Origin of the sequence: Corynebacterium canis, assembly GCF_030408595.1 — a bacterium.
Taxonomy (GTDB): Bacteria; Actinomycetota; Actinomycetes; order Mycobacteriales; family Mycobacteriaceae; genus Corynebacterium; species Corynebacterium canis.
Window position 1 is genome coordinate 661,106 of record NZ_CP047080.1, and the last position, 17,605, is coordinate 678,710.

At 56.3% G+C, this 17,605-nt stretch carries 15 protein-coding genes; 12 read left to right on the top strand and 3 right to left on the bottom strand.

Translation table 11 applies throughout. The features are described from left to right. The first annotated feature begins 284 nt into the window (after nt 1-284). The 11 genes from CCANI_RS02930 to CCANI_RS02980 all read left to right on the top strand — a co-directional run bounded on the left by CCANI_RS02930 (nt 285) and on the right by CCANI_RS02980 (nt 11,851). A complete protein-coding gene (locus CCANI_RS02930) occupies nt 285-761 on the top strand; it encodes a hypothetical protein (protein ID WP_146323894.1) in 477 nt (158 codons plus the stop codon). Further along, entirely contained in the window at nt 758-3,640 is a 2,883-nt protein-coding gene (locus CCANI_RS02935; protein ID WP_146323893.1) for a thiopeptide-type bacteriocin biosynthesis protein, read from the top strand. Before CCANI_RS02930 ends, CCANI_RS02935 begins: the two co-directional genes overlap by 4 nt. Before the next feature lie 6 nt (nt 3,641-3,646). Beyond that, nucleotides 3,647-4,903, top strand: coding sequence for a lanthionine synthetase LanC family protein (locus CCANI_RS02940; protein WP_146323892.1), 1,257 nt, complete (start codon nt 3,647-3,649; stop codon nt 4,901-4,903). 4 nt (nt 4,904-4,907) lie between these two features. Further along, nucleotides 4,908-5,522: an ATP-binding cassette domain-containing protein gene (locus tag CCANI_RS02945; protein WP_186750148.1), complete on the top strand. Its 615-nt coding sequence runs from the start codon at nt 4,908-4,910 to the stop codon at nt 5,520-5,522. Continuing rightward, nucleotides 5,519-6,337 (top strand): ABC transporter permease, encoded by an 819-nt coding sequence (locus CCANI_RS02950; protein WP_146323890.1) that lies wholly within the window; start codon nt 5,519-5,521, stop codon nt 6,335-6,337. Before CCANI_RS02945 ends, CCANI_RS02950 begins: the two co-directional genes overlap by 4 nt. A 31-nt stretch (nt 6,338-6,368) precedes the next feature. After that, nucleotides 6,369-6,734: a hypothetical protein gene (locus tag CCANI_RS02955; RefSeq protein ID WP_146323889.1), complete on the top strand. Its 366-nt coding sequence runs from the start codon at nt 6,369-6,371 to the stop codon at nt 6,732-6,734. Next, complete coding sequence (locus CCANI_RS02960) at nt 6,731-7,555, top strand: trypsin-like serine protease (RefSeq protein ID WP_146323888.1); 825 nt, start codon at nt 6,731-6,733, stop codon at nt 7,553-7,555. The genes CCANI_RS02955 and CCANI_RS02960 overlap by 4 nt, the downstream gene beginning before the upstream one ends. A gap of 82 nt (nt 7,556-7,637) precedes the next feature. After that, nucleotides 7,638-8,795 carry a sensor histidine kinase gene (locus tag CCANI_RS02965; protein ID WP_146323887.1) on the top strand — a complete coding sequence of 386 codons (1,158 nt, stop codon included), beginning with the start codon at nt 7,638-7,640 and terminating at the stop codon, nt 8,793-8,795. Beyond that, nucleotides 8,792-9,460 (top strand): response regulator transcription factor, encoded by a 669-nt coding sequence (locus CCANI_RS02970; protein ID WP_146323886.1) that lies wholly within the window; start codon nt 8,792-8,794, stop codon nt 9,458-9,460. The genes CCANI_RS02965 and CCANI_RS02970 overlap by 4 nt, the downstream gene beginning before the upstream one ends. Nucleotides 9,461-9,599: 139 nt before the next feature. Beyond that, complete coding sequence (locus tag CCANI_RS02975) at nt 9,600-10,382, top strand: ATP-binding cassette domain-containing protein (RefSeq protein WP_146323885.1); 783 nt, start codon at nt 9,600-9,602, stop codon at nt 10,380-10,382. Next, complete coding sequence (locus CCANI_RS02980; protein ID WP_146323884.1) at nt 10,379-11,851, top strand: ABC-2 family transporter permease; 1,473 nt, start codon at nt 10,379-10,381, stop codon at nt 11,849-11,851. Before CCANI_RS02975 ends, CCANI_RS02980 begins: the two co-directional genes overlap by 4 nt. A gap of 6 nt (nt 11,852-11,857) precedes the next feature. Here CCANI_RS02980 and CCANI_RS02985 read toward each other — a convergent pair whose 3' ends face one another. The 3 genes from CCANI_RS02985 to hypF form a co-directional block, all read right to left on the bottom strand. Beyond that, on the bottom strand, nt 11,858-12,283 hold the full coding sequence (locus CCANI_RS02985) for a hypothetical protein (protein ID WP_146323883.1): 426 nt from the start codon (nt 12,281-12,283) through the stop codon (nt 11,858-11,860). Further along, the gene (locus CCANI_RS02990; protein WP_146323882.1) at nt 12,280-12,960 is read right to left on the bottom strand and encodes a response regulator transcription factor; all 681 of its coding nucleotides are present in this window, start codon (nt 12,958-12,960) and stop codon (nt 12,280-12,282) included. The genes CCANI_RS02985 and CCANI_RS02990 overlap by 4 nt, the downstream gene beginning before the upstream one ends. Nucleotides 12,961-13,406: 446 nt before the next feature. Next, a complete protein-coding gene (gene hypF, locus CCANI_RS02995) occupies nt 13,407-15,521 on the bottom strand; it encodes a carbamoyltransferase HypF (protein ID WP_146323881.1) in 2,115 nt (704 codons plus the stop codon). 122 nt (nt 15,522-15,643) lie between these two features. On the opposite strand from hypF, the gene CCANI_RS03000 reads away from it, so the two are divergent. Further along, nucleotides 15,644-17,599, top strand: coding sequence for a vWA domain-containing protein (locus CCANI_RS03000; RefSeq protein ID WP_146323880.1), 1,956 nt, complete (start codon nt 15,644-15,646; stop codon nt 17,597-17,599). The last annotated feature ends 6 nt before the right edge of the window (nt 17,600-17,605 follow it).

Below are 17,605 nucleotides of genomic sequence, written 5' to 3' on the forward strand. Positions count from 1 at the left end.
GCAAACGCATTATCGAGTGGGGGTTGATTGCGATGGTCGTTGTCGAGTTTTGAAAAGACTTTTGTTCGAAAGCCGATGACGAAATTCGCAAAAAGTAGATGGAAATGTACTTTAGTGTATACGTGCGTAGACTTAAGAATATTCCTGTGTAAAATCCTTGTTCCGATGTAACGCCCTTTATAAAGTCGGTTCCGATCGATTGATCAACTACTTACCCAAGCCATAAGGCGCCTCAGGCTTGTGGTAATTCGATGTTCGTGATCGGCCGTTATGGAAGGGAGAACGTGTTGCTGACCATCACTTTGACCGGTAAACCGAGTGTCAATGGTAACTCAGTAAGCAATATTAAGGCCCTGGAGCTTGCGTATTTGCTTTCTGAAAACGATGGGAAGATCGCAAAGAAAAAGGTGCTTTGCGAGCTGTACAACAATTTCTGTTCAAAGAATGCACTATGGTACCCGGTGAAAGGGTGCAGTTCACTGGGGGTTGATGTCGAGTACAACGCCGAGAGCCGTGAATATTCCACCACGGCTCAAATCACGAGCGATCTCGGCAAGGTTTTTACCAGCCTTGGTCAGGGTGATATCTGGCGGGCCTTGTTTTTCTTGCGCGGGCCCGTGCTGCCTGGGTGTCAAGATTGGTTTGCGGATAATATGCGTACCGCACTAAATGAGTGCTTGGCGGAAGTAATGGCCGCCGCCGACCCCGAGGAGCAGCAGATCATCGCGGCTAACCTTGAGGAACGGGGCGTCGTACTGTGACGTATCAATTGCAGGCAACGGTGCAGGGAATTCGATCGGCCGCCGTTCGGTGGGAGGAATATCAGCGGTTTCTCGGCGAGCAGGATGGTTTGGCGCAGATTCGGTTGGCGTATGAAAATCCGACGATTCGCACGATGTTGGCGGCGTTTAGCCCAATCATTGATGCGAATGTGCGTGCGGTTCTAGCCGGGGAATTGCGATTGGATTCCAAGAAAGGGCGCAAAACCCTGCGCCACGTGTCTACGCTCATGGCGCGGGCGGCTAGCCGTGCAACTCCGTCGCGCTTGGTTGGCCGAGTTGGGCAGGTCTATGAAACATTGGGTTCGAAAGCCGAATCAGGAGATTCAACCGAACGTCTGTTGGAGATTGTGCTTCGGGACGAGCTGGAGATTGGCTGTGCGACGCCAATCACCGTGGAGAATCCTGTGGGCGGCGCGCCGTCGGCGGTGCGTTGGAACCCCAGTGTGATCGCTGTTGGGGCGCGGTACTTTGTTACCGCCCCGCGAACACGCAAAGAAGTGTTCGAATCGGTGGGGAAAAACGATGTCATCGATCGAATCGTGGCGCTTGCGCAACAACCCATCCTGTGGGATCGGCTTGTTGGAAGGCTTGCTGAAGAGTTTCACGTGGGTGAGGTTCGGGTGGTGGAAAAGGCGGTATTGCAGCTGGTCAAGAAAGAATTCTTGCTTTCCACTCACAGCGTTGGGTACGTGGAAAACTGCAGTGAGCAGGGCGTAGACAAGCGGGTGCGTCCGTGGGATCGGCTGGACGGAAGTGTGCGGCAGTGGGTTGTGGAGAACCGCGACGCTGAGTTCGAAACTAGGCGCGATGCCTGGGGCTATGTGGGTGCGCAAGCATTGGACAGCTTAGAGAAATGCTTTGCGTATATATTGCGCCATCGGCTTGTGGATACTTCTGATCAGGGTGTGGCCAAGCATTTCGCGGAAATGTTACATGAGCGCTACGGGTACAGCCGTATTTCTTTCGTGGATCTTATTCACCCCGCATTCGGTGTTTCGTATCAGGATGTGATCGATGAGTTTAGCGCTAGGCGTCGCGCGGAAGTGTCTCCTGTATTCGTCGAATTGTGCGCGTGGGCGGTTGGAAACGACAAGCGCTGGATTGATCTCAATGCACCCGAGGTGAGGGACATTGTGGCGCGCGGTGATCGCGCATTTGATGTTGAATACTCGGATCAATTTGAGTCATTCGCGGTGCCGGTGGTGCCGCAGGTGGTTGGGGCGACCAGCTATAACGAGGGATCACACAATGGCGGCACCGTTCAATTCATTGTGTGCGATGGGGTTGTTGCTACGCCGAGCAATACGCTGACCGCAAGGTACCGTTTGTTGGATAACTCGGGTGCGGATGCAGCGATGCACCACGGCTCCTTAGACAGCATGACGGTTGGGCTTGATTGGATGAGCAATGACCGCAAGGTAAACGCGATCCGCGAATTCAAACAGGGGCAGGAATGCATGTTAAACGTCAATGCATTTGCCACCGCCGGTGAGGAAATGGTGTGCCAGGATCTGTACCTTTGGTCGGATGGCGAGCGAGTGTTCCTCGAGCATGCAGACGGTACGAGGTTAAACTTCGAACCCGCTTCCATGGTGTCTATTCATTTGTATCCCGATTGGGTGCGGCTCTTGTACCTTGTGTCCACCGCAAATTGGCCGGCGATGCAATGGCATTGGGGAACCATGGAGCGCTATCACGATTTCTTGCCTGGAATTCGTTTTGACAACGTTATTCTGCAACGCCCCAAGTACCGTTATCGCGGCGAAAAGACGCTGGAGGTATTTAATGCGTGGTGCGATAAACTCGGCATTTCGATCGAGCTCCGCTTGGGTACTAGCGACCGCAAAGTGTTGGTGAATCGGAATACGATTTCCGATATTTCTACGCTGCGACGGCTCTTGGGCTCGGGCGATAACTGGGTGGAAGACGCAGGCGCCGATTCTGGAATTCCATTGTGTACTGATTCCGATGGGTTCGCGGTGCATAGCGAATTGGTGGTGTCGTTTCAATGCGTGCATCGCGAGCGTGCGGCGGGCAATGCTGCGAACTCTCATGTGCAGGACAACGCTGTGGGTGGTCCAGTGGAACGGCCGAAGTTTGGCGATGTGAATACATATGGCTTCGAGCAATTGATCCCCGCGATCAGCGAGTGGTGCAACCTAGAGATTGTGCCTAGGGGAGGGGATGTGAATCCGCTGATCGCGCTGTTGGCGAAATTGCCAATACCGTTCTACTTTGTGCGCTATACGACCCAGGCTGGCAAGACTTGCCTCCGGCTGCGGCTGTTACGCGAACACATTATGCGGAACGACGTTCGAGACTTCTTTGGCAAATTGGTGTGGGACGGCTGGGTGAGCACGATCAGCGAGCAGCAGCATCGCCTCGAAGTGGAACGCTACGGTGGCAGCGCCGCATTCGCCGCGTTTACCGAACTGTTTATCGCAGAATCTGCTTTGGTCAGCTGGCTGTCCGCCAAGAAGCTACTCGAACCTTTGTCCGCGGGGGAGCGTGCATTTCTCTTGCGTCGGTGGCTTCATGCAAGTCCCCTGAGTTACGGCACCCAGATTCAGGCTGCAGAACAGCAGGCAGAAAGGCAGATGAGGCGCGGTGGGAAGCAGCGAGTGGAAATTCCGGGGGAACTTCCAGAATTGCTTCGCCCGTACAACGGTCAGATCGATCAATATTTCGAAGCGATATCCGGTGCGATGGGGACAATTGCGCCGGTAACGCAGGATCATGCCGAACCGTGGGCCGTGGCGGCGCACTTGTTCTGCAATCGCTTGGGAATCTCCACCGACGATGAGCGACAAGTCTGGAAAGCATTGGCGAAAACCGCGCCAGCGTTGGAAAGGGCGTGAGCTGGAATGAAGACACTCAATATCCCCGCCTATCGGGTTCAAGAGCAATGCGCGGCCGCGCTATATCAAGCGCTGCGCGCGGAAAGTGCTTCGCAGGACCCGTTGGGCATCAATGATGGCAATTTGGGCAAGGCCTATTCCGCCGCCGCGATGGCGGCTATCGATGATTCGTACGATTGGATGCGTCTCACTGACTTGCACCTCAATCGCGTGTTCAGCAGCCTCGGCACCAATAACTACGTGCATGCGGGCATTCTCGGTGGTTTGACCGGGCTTGCATTGTTATTGCAATCGGTCAAGACTTCACCGGAGCAATTCGCAGGTGCGTTGGATAAACTCGAGCATCGCATGCTGCGCCATGTACGCCGCAACCTCGAGCAATTGCAACAGAATGTGGGCATGTCGCGCTTTGATTACGACTTCGCCATCGGGCTCACCGGGGGCCTCTACTACTTCACGTTGTATCCGCCCGCCGCCGCGCCTTGCCAGCAGCTCGTGCGTGAAGCCACCGAGTTTTTGGCGCAAGTGGCTACCTCCGATTTCGAAGACTTTTTCTGGACGCCATCGATCGCCGTGCCTGCGGAGGTGATCCAACAAGAGCCGCGAGCCGCGTTCGGAATCCTTGATTTCGGTCAGGCGCACGGTATCACCGGAGTGCTCGGTCTGATGCTCGCCAAACTTGGAACGGATGATCGATCACGAGTCGAACCGGCGATCGCGCCGCTGATTTCAGCAATTCAAAGCGGCTACGATGCCGCCATCGTGCCGAGCCTCCCGTACTACTTGTGTGGACACCCGTCCAGCGACGGCGATTCCGAACAAGATATCGAACACTTTGTTCCGGGACCGCTCGCCCGCAACGGTTGGTGCTACGGCCTGCCGATGCTCGAAGTCTATTGGCGCATCTACGGCCTCGAGATCCCAGACCGAATCAAAATGAGTTTCGACGCCCCGAGCTACCTCGATCCGGCAAGCGGCGCGTTCGACGGGCCCGGGCTTTGCCATGGATTGGCTGGGCGCATGGCACTGAACTACCTTATGGGCAAACCGATCCCGGGTAGTTGGTGGGAACACGCAGAAAACGTTATGGGTGCACTAGCCCGTGAGTTCGAAGTGAGCGATGGGGCCATTCCCGAGGCGGAATTCGGCTTTTGGGATGGCATTCATGGTTTGCACATCGTTATGCATGCGATTGCTACCGCGCAACCTTTGCCGAAACAATTGCTGATTTTGGGGGTGCCTTGTGGAAACATTGCGCTGTGATGACGTGAGCTTTTCCTACCCAGACCGCCCAGTGCTATACCACTGGACCAAAGATTTTCCGCCGGGGACATCATCGGCAATCATTGGCCCAAATGGTTCTGGCAAGACAACGCTGCTTAAATTGCTCACCGGCTTGGTGATCCCTTCGAGCGGCCGTGTCTATTTCGGACGCTGGAACACCGCCGATGATTGGAAGAAATTTCGTTCCAAAATCGGTCTTAGTTTGTATTCCGAGCGGAGCTTTAATTTCCGGCTCGACGGGTATCAGAACGCGGAGTTTATCGGCGCCCTCAACGGCCTGCATAAACACGAGGTGCACGAGCGGATCGAGGAATTATTCTCCCGTTTTGACGCCGCTCGGTTTTTCGAATGCCGCTTCAGCGACCTGTCTCTCGGCCAGCGCAGCATTTATGGGTTGCTCGTGGCCGCGCTGACCTCACACGGCATTGTGATTCTTGACGAGCCAACCAGCACGTTGGACGCCAAAAACCGTCGAGTCGTGTACGCCATGATCAGCGCATTGACGGCAGGTGGCCACATTGTGATCGTCTCTACGCACGACATGGAGTTAGCCGAGGTGAGTGACTATGTGATCACGTCCGAGGAGTTCCTGCAATGATCTCCGACGCCGTATTCCTAATCATCCCGCAAATGAGGCGGTTTTGGCGTGAGAAGCGAACCTATAAGACGCAACTCGTCTTGACTTCGTTGTCCTCCATAGTCGGGCTGATCCAATTCGGATTGCTCGGGCTCTTCCTCTCTCAAGGTGGCTCGCTCCCCGGACTGGAAGCCTATGGGGGAAACGTTATTGGGTTCATGGTCACTGGCGCTATGGGTTCTTCCATCTTATTTATGCTGATGAATGTACCCAAAGAGACGATCCGCGAAGAGCAGCGCACGGGCACGCTGGAATTGATCATTATGTCCAAGCTCGGATTGCCAACCATTATCATGGCGCGGTTATTTGTGAGCTTACTATCCACGCTGATAAGCACTTCTTTGATCATGACGTGCTTCTTCGTTGTGTTCAATGTGTCATCGAGCGTGAACTGGCTCAACCTGGTTGTCACGATCATTATCGGATTCGTGTTGATGTCCTCGATCGGCCTCTGCGCCGCAGGTTACATCCTGAATTCCAAGTCCGGCGAGCCGTTTACCTGGGCAGTTACCGTGGTAGTCGGATTGTTTTCCGGCGTCATGTTTCCGGTCGAGTTTTACCCGAGGTGGATTCAAGAGCTCGCTTTCTACGTCCCCACTACTTCCGTCATGTCTGCATTGCGTTTATCGACGCTCACGGGCTCAAGGTTTTCAGAAACCTTTACCGTATTGCTGCCCGCCCTGATGTGGATTCTTTTCCTCGCACCATTAAGCATTTACGTTTTCTATTGGGGAATGCGGCGGTGCCGGGTGAATGGGACCATCGGCGGATACTAAACCAAAATCACCGTACAAAGGAGTGTTTGCATTGAGTCGTATTGTGTCACTTTTGACTCCGATCCTGTTTGTTGTCTCATTGATTTCAACCATCGCTTGCTGGTTTGCGATCTTAGCTGGAGTAGTCGTCGTTGTATTGTTTGCTCCAAGCGTTGTTGCGGCCATGAACGAGCGGAAGTCGGGGCGTCGGAAATTGGCCTTTGGTGCGCTGGCGTTAAACGTCGTTGGTGTTGCCTTTGCGGGTGCTGCCACACTGTTGATGATGGGCAATGTTAACAATGCTTGTGTGCATTTGGACCCAGAATCGGAGCAAGGGATCACGTGCTTTAATCAGCAGTATTCCTCGAGCACGGGCCTGCATGACTTGCTGTTTGGTCAGGAAGGTGTGCGCTCATGAGGGTATTGAATTCATTTGCAAAGATGGCGGTAAGTGCCGTGGCAATGATCGTGCTTGGTACTGCAAGCGCGAGCGCGCAAGAAGCTGCAAATGATATCGTCGGCGGGCTGGAGGAATTTCCGCTGCAGGTATTCCAGCAGGGGGCGGATCAGTTAACTCTTGAAAGTGCCGAATCAAATGGTTCGCAATTCGTGCTATATCAATTAAAGACGGAATCGGGCAATGTACATTGCAGCGGTGTGTCTTTAAGTGCGAATCAATTCCTTACCTCCCAGCACTGCACAAAGGCGGTTGACTCGCTCGCGGATATCACGTTGGCCGGTGATAACGCCGAGGCCGAAGTCGAACGCGTGGACGAGATTCCAGGCATGGACGCCGCCGTTGTGACAATGGACCGAGATTCGTTCCACGCACCTTGTGCCCGGATCTCTGACGAGCAGGCGGATCAGGGTGAAGAGCTGGATCTATATACCGTTGACCTTGCCACCGGCGGGGTCCAAGAAGAGCAGCTGCGCGTCGAACAACTGGACTATGCGGGAAGGAATCCTGATTTGGGGATCATTTCCTACGATCTGATTCGGGCGACGGCGCTTGACGGTTCCCCAACGCGGCCGGGCGATTCCGGCTCCCCGGTGTTTCGAAAGAATGAGCATGGGGACTATCTGTTGGCGGGCATCGTTGTCGGGGTATCTAAAAAGTCACGCGATGTGATCGTGCAGCCCGTTTCATCCATTGCGGAGCGCATTTTGGAGCGGTGCGATTGCTGCGAGGCCGTCAAATACGAAGACGATTGCAGGCGGCCCACCTCTACATTTAAGTAAGAAACTGATTTCGAACTGCCGGCCTGTGGAGATCGCTAAAAGGCGCTTCTGCGGGCCGGTAGTTAGACTGGATTGCGTGTTTATGAAACGACCTCTCCGCGGAGACATAGCAATTGCTGTGGTGGCCGCTATTGCGGCAGCGTTTCAAATACTGATTGCGTATTCCGCGAGCGTTAGTGAAGAAATACCGGATCCAACCGTGATCGCTGTAGCGTGGTTGCACGCCGTTATTTCTGTGTTGCTAATTGGTGTCGCATTGTATTTGCGGACAAATCCGCTGTTTTGTGCGAGCGCTACGCTGGTGTTGTTGGGGGTGTGGTCTGCGGCGTCGATAAGCGTGCTGCCCACGAATATGGGGTATCCACTGGCGTTGCTGCTGGCTCCATGGGCGCTGTATTGCCTGGCCAGATCCCACAAAGTCCAACAACGGGCGATCATTGTGGTGTCCGTTCTTGCGGCAATTGGTTCCGTTATTTCGCCTTTTATGTGGCGTTTGTCCGATAGCGGTGGGATTGAGTATCGCAGCGGTGAGGACCGCTTCACGTGGTTGGCGTTGCATTGGATCACGATTTTGGCGTTGGTGCTCCTTGGGCTGCGGCGGAAAGCGCTGGAAGCCGCGCGCCACGATGCGATTCAGCGCAGCCGCGAGCGAGAACATTTGCGAATAGCCTCCGAGATTCATGATGTGTTGGCGCATTCACTCACGCTGATTCGCATGCAGGCCGCCGCAGGTATGTTCGATGAGGCGTCGGCGAAGGCGAGCCTAGAGACGATCCACAAGGTGTCGGGCGAGGGCATCGCGGAGGTGCGCATGATTGTAAACGCCCTGCGTTCCGGGAATGTTGATGTGCCCCAGACGATGCGTCTGCATGACGTGGTCGAGCGATTCCGCGAAGCGGGGTTGTATATCGACTGTGAGTTCGATGCCGATACCCATGGATATTCGCCGATTGTCCAGCTTGCGCTGCATCGCGTGCTTACCGAAACTTTGACCAATGCATTGAAGCATCAGGGCGTGGGCACGCGCGTGACCTTGCGCATTAATGAACTCGAAGATCGTATCGAATTGCGGGCAACCAGTAGGGTTTCCGCAAACTCTGGGCAGCGTTTCGCCTCATCAGGCGGTTTTGGGCTTGAAGGCATCAAGGAACGGTGCACGGCGCTCGGTGGGGATTTCGAATTCAAGCTCGATCAAAACACCGCTTCCACCTATGCTTGGCTGCCAAAGGACCCCCAATGACAATTCGCGTGTTGCTTGCCGATGACCAACCGCTGCTTCTTTCCGCGCTCGCTACCATACTGAATAGCCAACCAGATATCGAGGTCGCGGCTACCTGCGCCGATGGCCATGCGGCCGTTTCCGCCATTCGGAGTGAGCCGATTGATATTGCGATCCTCGATATCCGAATGCCCGTGCTAGATGGAATCGGTGCGCTACAGGAGATCAGGCGCATTGCCCCGCAAGTCCGCGTATTGATGCTCACAACCTTTAATGTCCCGGATCTCATCGAACGTGCGTTGGCTGCTGGTGCGCACGGATTTTTGTTAAAAGACGCCGAGCCGGAGGTGCTGCTATCGGCGGTACGTTCGGTGTATCGCGGGGAATCCGTTTTGAGTTCTGGCGTTACCGGACATGTGATCGAAGCGTGGCGCCGCAAACTCAATAACCCCGCCCAGCCTTTGGCGGCCGAGGTGCAACAAGGATTAAGCCTGCTCACGCCCCGCGAAGCCGAAATCCTTACCTTAATCGCGCAGGGCAAAACTAATCCCGAGATAGCAAAACAATTAGTTATATCCGGCACTACCGTAAAAACCCACGTCTCGCATCTATTATCGAAATTGCATTGCAGAGATCGCATCGCATTGGTTATTCTGGCTCGTGAAGCCGGGCTTCATAGCGAATAAACATTCGCCAACAATAATCCGCAGCAGTCGAGTACCAATCAACCTTGGATTTTAAGATAGTTTCTCCTACCACGGTATGAGATCAAAGTTGGCACTACGGTCGGATTACATTTGCTCGCATATAACCAATACTAAAAGTATGCAAGCAGCAATTGAAATCCAGGGAATTTCCGTTGCACTCGGCGGAACCACGATTCTTGAAGACCTTTCGTTGCGCGTCTATCCAGGACGGGTGCATGCCTTGCTAGGGCGCAACGGTGCGGGTAAATCCACTACTTTCAAGGCGCTTCTCGGCCTGATCCCAGTCCAATCGGGCACAATTTCAGTGTTTGGTGGGCCGGTCAGCCAGGAAAGCTTGAAGCAAATTGGTTCCTCAATTAATGGTCCGGCTTTGTACGATCATCTTTCCGCTCGCGACAATTTAAAGATTCATGCGTCGCTTCTCGGTCTGCCAAAGTCGGAGATTGATCGTGTGCTTACTTTGGTGGGATTGTCCCAAACGGGGAAGAAGAAAGCGCGTTCGTTTTCCACAGGTATGCGCGCTCGCCTGGCGTTGGCGATTGCGATGCTTGGCTCGCCGCCGATTCTGATCCTTGACGAGCCCCAAAACGGCCTTGATCCGCAAGGGATTTCGGATCTCCGCCAGTTTCTTAAGCAGTGGGCGCACGCGGGCGGCACGGTCCTCGTCAGTTCCCACCAGCTGGGCGAGGTTTCCCGGCTCGCGGACGATATCACCGTCATTAACGGCGGTACGACCGTGTTTTCGGGCACCGCGGACGAGTTCCGTCAGGGCGGCGATTTGGAGGCGCGCTTCCTCGACGCCACCGCAATGTCAAACGCACCAACTCGCTTAGCGACGTCGCCAACCCCAACGGCCGAAAGCATGTTCGGCGTGCCACAAGCCCAGGAGGGGTTGCTATGAATACCGCAGTAATCGCTTTCCCAAGGTATCTCCGTGCGGAAGCGATACGGTTGAAATCTTCGTCGGTTTTGTACTTTTCGCTGATTGGCCTGCTTCTCAGTGTATTGAGCGTGGTGCTTTCTACCGGGGCGCGCGGCGCGGGGTACGATTCGATGCCCTTCTCGTGGCAGGTGATGTATGTGACAGGTATGGCGGCGCCGCTCATGATGCTCTTGGCTGCGCTGTCTGAGCAGCGGGAACGCGCGGCCCGAAACGGCGGCATCAGTTGGCGAGGTGCTTCCGAACCTGCCGATCGCTTGGCTCGGCTGTGCGGCGTGGCGGCTGTGTCGGCGGCGTTTCAGGCGTTGAGTTTCGGTGGGGTAGCCCTGTTGATCGGATCCCATGCGGCTACCGCGACAATCGCAGGTTTGTACGCACTCTTGGGTTCGCTCGGCCTCTTGGGTTTAGGGGCTATTGTGGCTCGTAAATTCGGCACGATCGCGGCCTTATTGGTGGGGATCGTGTGGCAGTTTATCGGAGTGATGAGTGCCGAGTTTTCCCTTTGGTGGCTGTTCCCACCGGCGTGGCCGATCCGAATCATGCTGGTCCCGGTGGGTGTGCAGGTTAATGGGGTGCCGATCACACCGGATTATCCGGCGGCGCAGGAATCCCCGATGCTTGGGCTCGTACTTTGCACATTCTTTGCTTTCGTTATGTTCGCAGTGGCCACACGTGTTCAGGAACGCCAGCCGTCGCGGCGTCGAAAAGCAGTTCAAAGAGTTGATCAGCGGGTGGAGTTGGCGGCCCCGTTCGCGTTGGCGTCGGCGGTTTCCCAGGCGCATCGTAATCCGAAAACAGTGCCGATTGGCGCGGCGCTCTCCTCGCTGCGGGGTAGCGGCGTGCTGACGGCCGTGGTGCTATCGGTGGTGGCGATTGCTTTCGCTTCGATCATGTATTCGCCAAGCATTGTGACGAGTTTCTTTGGGTTTGCCATTTTCCCGATCGGCGTGGGAATCCTGCCGGTACTTACCTGGCGCGCAAACGCCGAGACACATACGCAAACATATACGGAAAACCCGCGGATTAGCGTGGCGTTTGGGGTCGTGCATGTGTTGGTATTGGCCGTTCTGGTGATGGTTATGGCCCTAGCGCTGCTGGCGGGTGGGGAAGATGTGGTGCGGGTCCTCGGGCTCAGCGTCCTCTGGATCATCGTTGGAACATGTCTGCTATTTACGGCCTTGGCGCTGATGGTTCGCTACGGCGCAGGCGGGGCGATCTCGGCGATGATCCTCTGGACGATTATCGGCATGACGCTGGGCGGAGATGTGTTGGCGGATACCTTCCTTTGGATCGTGGCATTCCCCGTGTGGCCACAATTGGCTAGCACACCTGGTCGATTCCTGATCGCGTTGCCGCTCGCGGCGGCCGCATGCGTGGTCAGTAGCTACCTGCTGGGTGCTTCGTTGCGGAGGCATCGCCGTAATGAGTAGTGGAGCTTAGTCGCTGCCCGCGACCTCGATCACACAAGAGTTCGCAATACCCACTTGGCCCGTGGCGGCGGCGGTAATGCGTGTCAGGTCTCGGATCTCCTCGGCGCTAAGTTGCACGATCTTGGTCATCGCGTCATTGTTTTCGGCTCCGCGTTCGGTTTCCGTTCCGTCCGCGTACTGGAAGGTGTAGGTGACGCGATCGCCGGGCTGGCCGTAATACGTAAGGTTCGCGCCGTCGCCGGCTTCTTCGAACTTAATTACGGTGGAGGCGCAATGCCCCGTATGGTCAACTTCCTTGATCACCGGCTCGTCAGGGTTCCGGCCCAGGAATAGGTCGTCTGGGTTCGGCAGCGAGGTACTATCCGCGCTGCAGGCCGCCAGCGTGCCGACGAGCAGCAATACGCCGCCGACCCAGAAAATGTGGGCTCTCATTTGGTTATTACCCCTGATTCGATGACCAGTATGGCGAGGTCCAGCCGGGAACTCGCGTGAAATTGGGCAATCAGCGAAGAAATGTATTTCTTTACGGTGGCCTCGGAATATTGCAAAGTGCGGGCGATATCCGCATTGGATTTGCCGCAACACAAATTGTCTAGCACCTTTTTCTCCATCGCATTGAGGTTTTCGTAGGTGCTGGCAACGGGGGAGGCGTTTTTCGGCTGGGGCTGCTTATCGGAAATATATGACACGAGTCGGCTGAGTGGTTTCGGGGAAACCGCCACACCACCTGCGGCAACGCTCCTGATGGCGGTGACTAATTCTCGTGGGGTAGAGCTTTTTACTAGGTAGCCGGAGCCACCTCCGGTAAGCACTTCGATCATGGTGTTGTCGCTATCCAGCGCGGTCATGGCGATAAAGTTGGCTGGAATATTTCGCAGCCGCATTTCTTGGAGCAGGGATACGCCACTCATGGCGGGCATTCGAATTGCCGCGAGGACTATATCGACGGCCTTTTGTTTGAGTTTGTCCAATGCATCGAAACCGTCTTGGGCTTCGTCGATGATGCTGATGTCGTTTTCGCAGGATAGATAGCGTTTAATCGTTGAGATTGCGAGGGGATCGTTGTCTACCACCAAAACACGAATCGCCGCTACAGACTCGCTACACATTCACATACTTCCAATCAAGGGGTCAGTTACATGGATCAGAACGTGGCATGGGTATTAACGTGTCTGTTCGCGATGCATTTGGTGCGAGAATAACTCATTGTCATCGGTAAAGTGCCTTTCGCTGCGCGGAACACCAAAATGGCTGTGGGCTCGATCGAAGCGTTCGCGAAGCAATGTTACATAGCAATCAATAGGCGGGGGTACGTTCGCAATACAGTGCCCTAGCTGCAATGATTAAGCAGATGGTGAATTTGACGCTACCGGCCGATTTTTACATATGTGCTAGCGCGAGGAATAGCGCAATCCAATAAGCAGTCTTTGTTTATACAGCTCACGCGTTCGGTACTCATTGTGGTGGATATTGGGTCGCCCTCGCCCGCTCGCAAACTCTTTTCGAATCGCATAAAATCCCCACAAAGGCGATTCGTACGGCCGCGAGAGTACCGTTAGTTGTTGATCGCGTCGGGGGTGTTTTCGCCCATCTCGGTTGCCCATGCGAGGCGCCCCGCGACGACCTGCCCAAGGCTCAACCCGCCATCGTTCGGCGGCACCACGCGATGGGTGAGCAGTTCGATTCCTTGGAGTTCTTCCCGCAGCAGCGTGACCAGCACCTGATTTAGCGCGCAGCCGCCGCTCACGCCCACCACGGATTCCCCTGATTTGCGCAGTTCACGGGCGATGATGCGGGCGATAGCGTGGTGAAAGCGGAACGCATCTTGGGTCTGTGCAAGCTCCGTAAAGGCCGCTGCGAATGTGTGCGCGCCGCTGGGTATTCCGGAGGTCGCCTGTTGCTCGAACCACATCGCTGCCTGAGCCTCGTAGGTCACTTCGAGCTCGGGGTTGAGCAGTATCGCGGCGGCGTCGAAAATCCGCCCCAAGGAAGTCGATTCCACCACACCGAAACCTGAACGTAATTGCGATTCAACCAGTGGGCTGTGGTGGGGTAGATCCAGCCCCCATGCGTGCGCCAATCCGTGCAGTACCCGCCCCGGCTCGGTGACGGCGAGATCCCCGCCTACCAGCGGAAACTTTGGCACGTGCCAGAGGCGCTCCCAGGTCGCGCCGGAAACCCGCAGGATTTCGCCGCCCCAAATGGTGCCGTCGGTGCCATAGCCCGTGCCGTCGAGAGTTGCCACGACACCGCTGGTCAGACCGTGTTCCGCAAGTAGGGAATAGGCGTGCGCCGCGTGATGCTGCACTTGGAGTAGGGGCACATCGTGGGCATCGCAATAGCGTTCGGCCCATGCGGTGGTGGCGTAGTTCGGGTGCAGATCGCACACCACGAGCTTGGGCGCGCTGCGGTGCATGCTCAGCAGCTGTGCGACGGCGCGCTCGAAAGCTTGTTGGGAAGCCAGCGAGGCCATTTCCCCGACGTGGGCTGAGATATGGGCGAAACCTTCCACCGCCAAGGCGAATGTATTTTTGAGTTCACCGCCAACCGCTAAGACGGTCGGGCCATCGCCGATCGGGATCGGCAGGGGAGCCAGCCCCCGGCTGCGGCGAACTGGCGTGTCCCCGCGCAGCACAGAATCCTCGACGGGGATATGGATATCCCGATCGTGCATCAGAAACGCGTCCGCAAGGTGGCCGAGCTTCGCCCGCGCATCCTCGTTTGTGTAGCACAGTGGTTCGCCGGGTGCATTGCCGGAAGTGGCCACCAGCGGCATGGTGACCAAAAGCTCGTGCAGCGGCGTATAGGGCAACATCGTGCCCACTTCCCGCAGGCCAGGGGCGATCCCTTCGGGGACCTCGCCGGGGGCGATGCGAATTGGCCGCACGGGGTCCTCGCTCCCGTCAAAGGGGACCATCAGTGCGAAGGGTTTTGCGGGGCGTCGCTTCCGAGCCCGCAGCTCGGCGACGGCAGCGGGGTTCGAGGCATCGCACATCAGGTGGAATCCGCCGAGCCCTTTCACCGCCAGAATTTTGCCCGCCGCAAGGAGCTGCTGTGCGGTGCCGATCGGGGCGTCGAAAAGCAGTTCGCCAGCGTATTCGAGCCATAGCTTGGGCCCGCAATCCCAACAGCTGATCGGTTGTGCGTGAAAGCGCCGGTCTGTGGGGTCGGAATATTCGGCGGCACACGCGGGGCACATCGGGAATTTCCGCATGGTTGTGTGCGGCCGGTCGTAGGGGAGGTCGGTGATAATGCTGAGCCGCGGGCCGCAATTTGTGCAGGTAATAAAGGGGTACCCAAAGCGCCGGTTATTAGGGTCCAACATTTCACGCCGGCAATCCGCGCACATGCCCACATCCGGTGGAATAAAGGTACGCGAGGTATCGCTGCGTTCGGAGGCGACAATGCGAAAATTGTCCTCCTCTTTGCACGCAATCTGGTCTTTCGTAATTTCAATGACGTGCGCAAGCGGCGGCAATGTGGCTAGCAATGTATCCACGAATTCATCGATTGTTTCGGCGCTGCCTTGAACCTCGATAAACACGCTGGAATCATCGTTTCCGCAAAATCCGGAGACGTCGAAGCGCGCGGCTGTTTGCGCAACGTGCGGGCGGAACCCCACGCCTTGCACAACGCCTCGCAGCACAAAGCGCATTCGAATGATTCCCATATTCACCAATCGTAATCGCTGCCCGCCCCGCGACCACGCAAAAGGCCGCCCGCTGACCTTGCCAGAGTCATTGTGATAACTTACACAGTTATTAAGGCCACACTATTGATAGCGTATGGTTTATGTTGAAACCCAAAACCATGCCACGTTTTCGGCAGGCCTTGGCGCTGCTAATTTCGCTCTGCGTAGCGTTTGTGTTGTGCCCAACGCCGTTCGCGAATGCGGCCGAACAGCCCGCCACCGCCGTGATTATCGACGCATCCGGTTCCATGCTGGCCGAAGATGCGGGCGGGCAGACGCGCATGGATGCCGCTAAGGAGGCGACCCAAGCCCTGATCCGCGAGCTTCCATCCGAACAGAAGCTCGCATTGCTCACCTATGGGACGGAAACCGGCAGCGGCGATGAGGAAAAGGAAGCGGGCTGTCGGGACGTTCGTACGCTAGTTCCATTAGGCGGCAGCCGCGAGGACATGGCGAACCAGATAGGCGGCCTGAACCCGCGCGGCTACACGCCCATCGGGGCGTCGTTATTGCAGGCAGAACGGGAACTGCCCAAGGAAGGGCCGCGGCAAATCGTGCTGGTCTCGGACGGCATTGATACCTGCGCGCCGCCGCCGGTGTGCGAGGTGGCCAAACAGATCCGCGCCCGCGGCGTCGACGTGGTGATCAATGTGATCGGCCTGAATGTGGATGAGCAGGCCCGCGCGGAATTGCAATGCGTGGCCCAAGCGGGCGGCGGGACGTACGCGGACGCGAAGGACGCGGCGTCGTTAACAGAACAGCTGGTGTTGAAATCCACGCGTAGCCTGCTGAAATACGAGCCCGGCGGCACCCCGGTTAAGGGCACGGAAACCCCGGAAAATGCGCCGCTGCTTGAGGTTGGCGGGCTGCAGGACGGGAAACCGGACCCCACGCATTACCTGGATACCAGCGTTGCGGATAAGCCGCTGACGTACAAGATAAACCTGCAGGCCGGCGAACGGGTCATGCTGAATTATGTGATCTTCCCGCCGGACGTAGCAGGCAATAACGTCGGCTCGTGGTCCATTTCGCGAGTGGAAATCCGCGATGCGAACGGCAATCTCTGCACGGACGATAGGGACCACAACAACGCATCGAATTCGTTTGATAAGCCGATGACTGGCTTTGCAATTTCCGCCGCCCCAGGCAACTCGGCCACGTCCAAGAATTGCGAGCCGGGGGATTTTTACATCAATATTACGCGCGAAAATCATTTCGAAAACGCGGCGGAATTGCCCATGGAATTTATGCTGTGGAAGATCCCCGAGGCCACCACCGACGCCACCCCAGACACCACCACCGCCACCAACACCACCGCCCCCGCATTGGATTTCGATCTCTCCGATGCCGCAGGTAGCGTGCCCAGTGCCCGCGGCCCGAGTCATGCGCAGCTGGTCCAGCCCGGGGTGTATGACGCTGAGATCGTCCCCGGGGAAACGCTGTGGTTTAAGGTGGATGTTCAGGAGGGGCAGCAATTGCAATTAAAGGTGCAGGCCCCGCCGATTGATATTGAGCCGACCCGCAATAACGTCACCGCCGGCCTGTTGCGGGATTTGAAAACCACGGTGTTAAGCCCGGTGTATTCCGAGGTTGCTGTTCGCGGGAATAAAGGCGGCGAAACTTGGTCCGATATAGAGACGGTAACTTTGAGCCCAACCGAAGAAGTGAAGGCGATGATGCAAACGCCGCCGCTATTGTGGGGCCGAACTTCGGGCGCGCACGAGTTCCATGGCAATGGTTTATCCGGGGAACAATACGTGGGTATTCGCTATAACACCTTCTATCGATCCGCAGATGAAAGCACACAATCCTTCCCCGTGAAATTCAAGCTGGGAATTGAAACTTTGGGCGAGGCCAGGGAGCGGCCGGCGTTTACGTATTCGCACTCGTCGGGCACGGCGGCGTCGACAAGCACGGAGCATGCGAGTACGGCAGCAAGCACGCAAACCAACCCCAGTTATAGCTTAATTTCAAAGGTGTTATTGGGTTTGCTGGGCGTGGGTATTTTCGCCGCTATTGTGCTTGGCGCATTCCTGTTATTGCGGCGTAAACATTAATGTTGT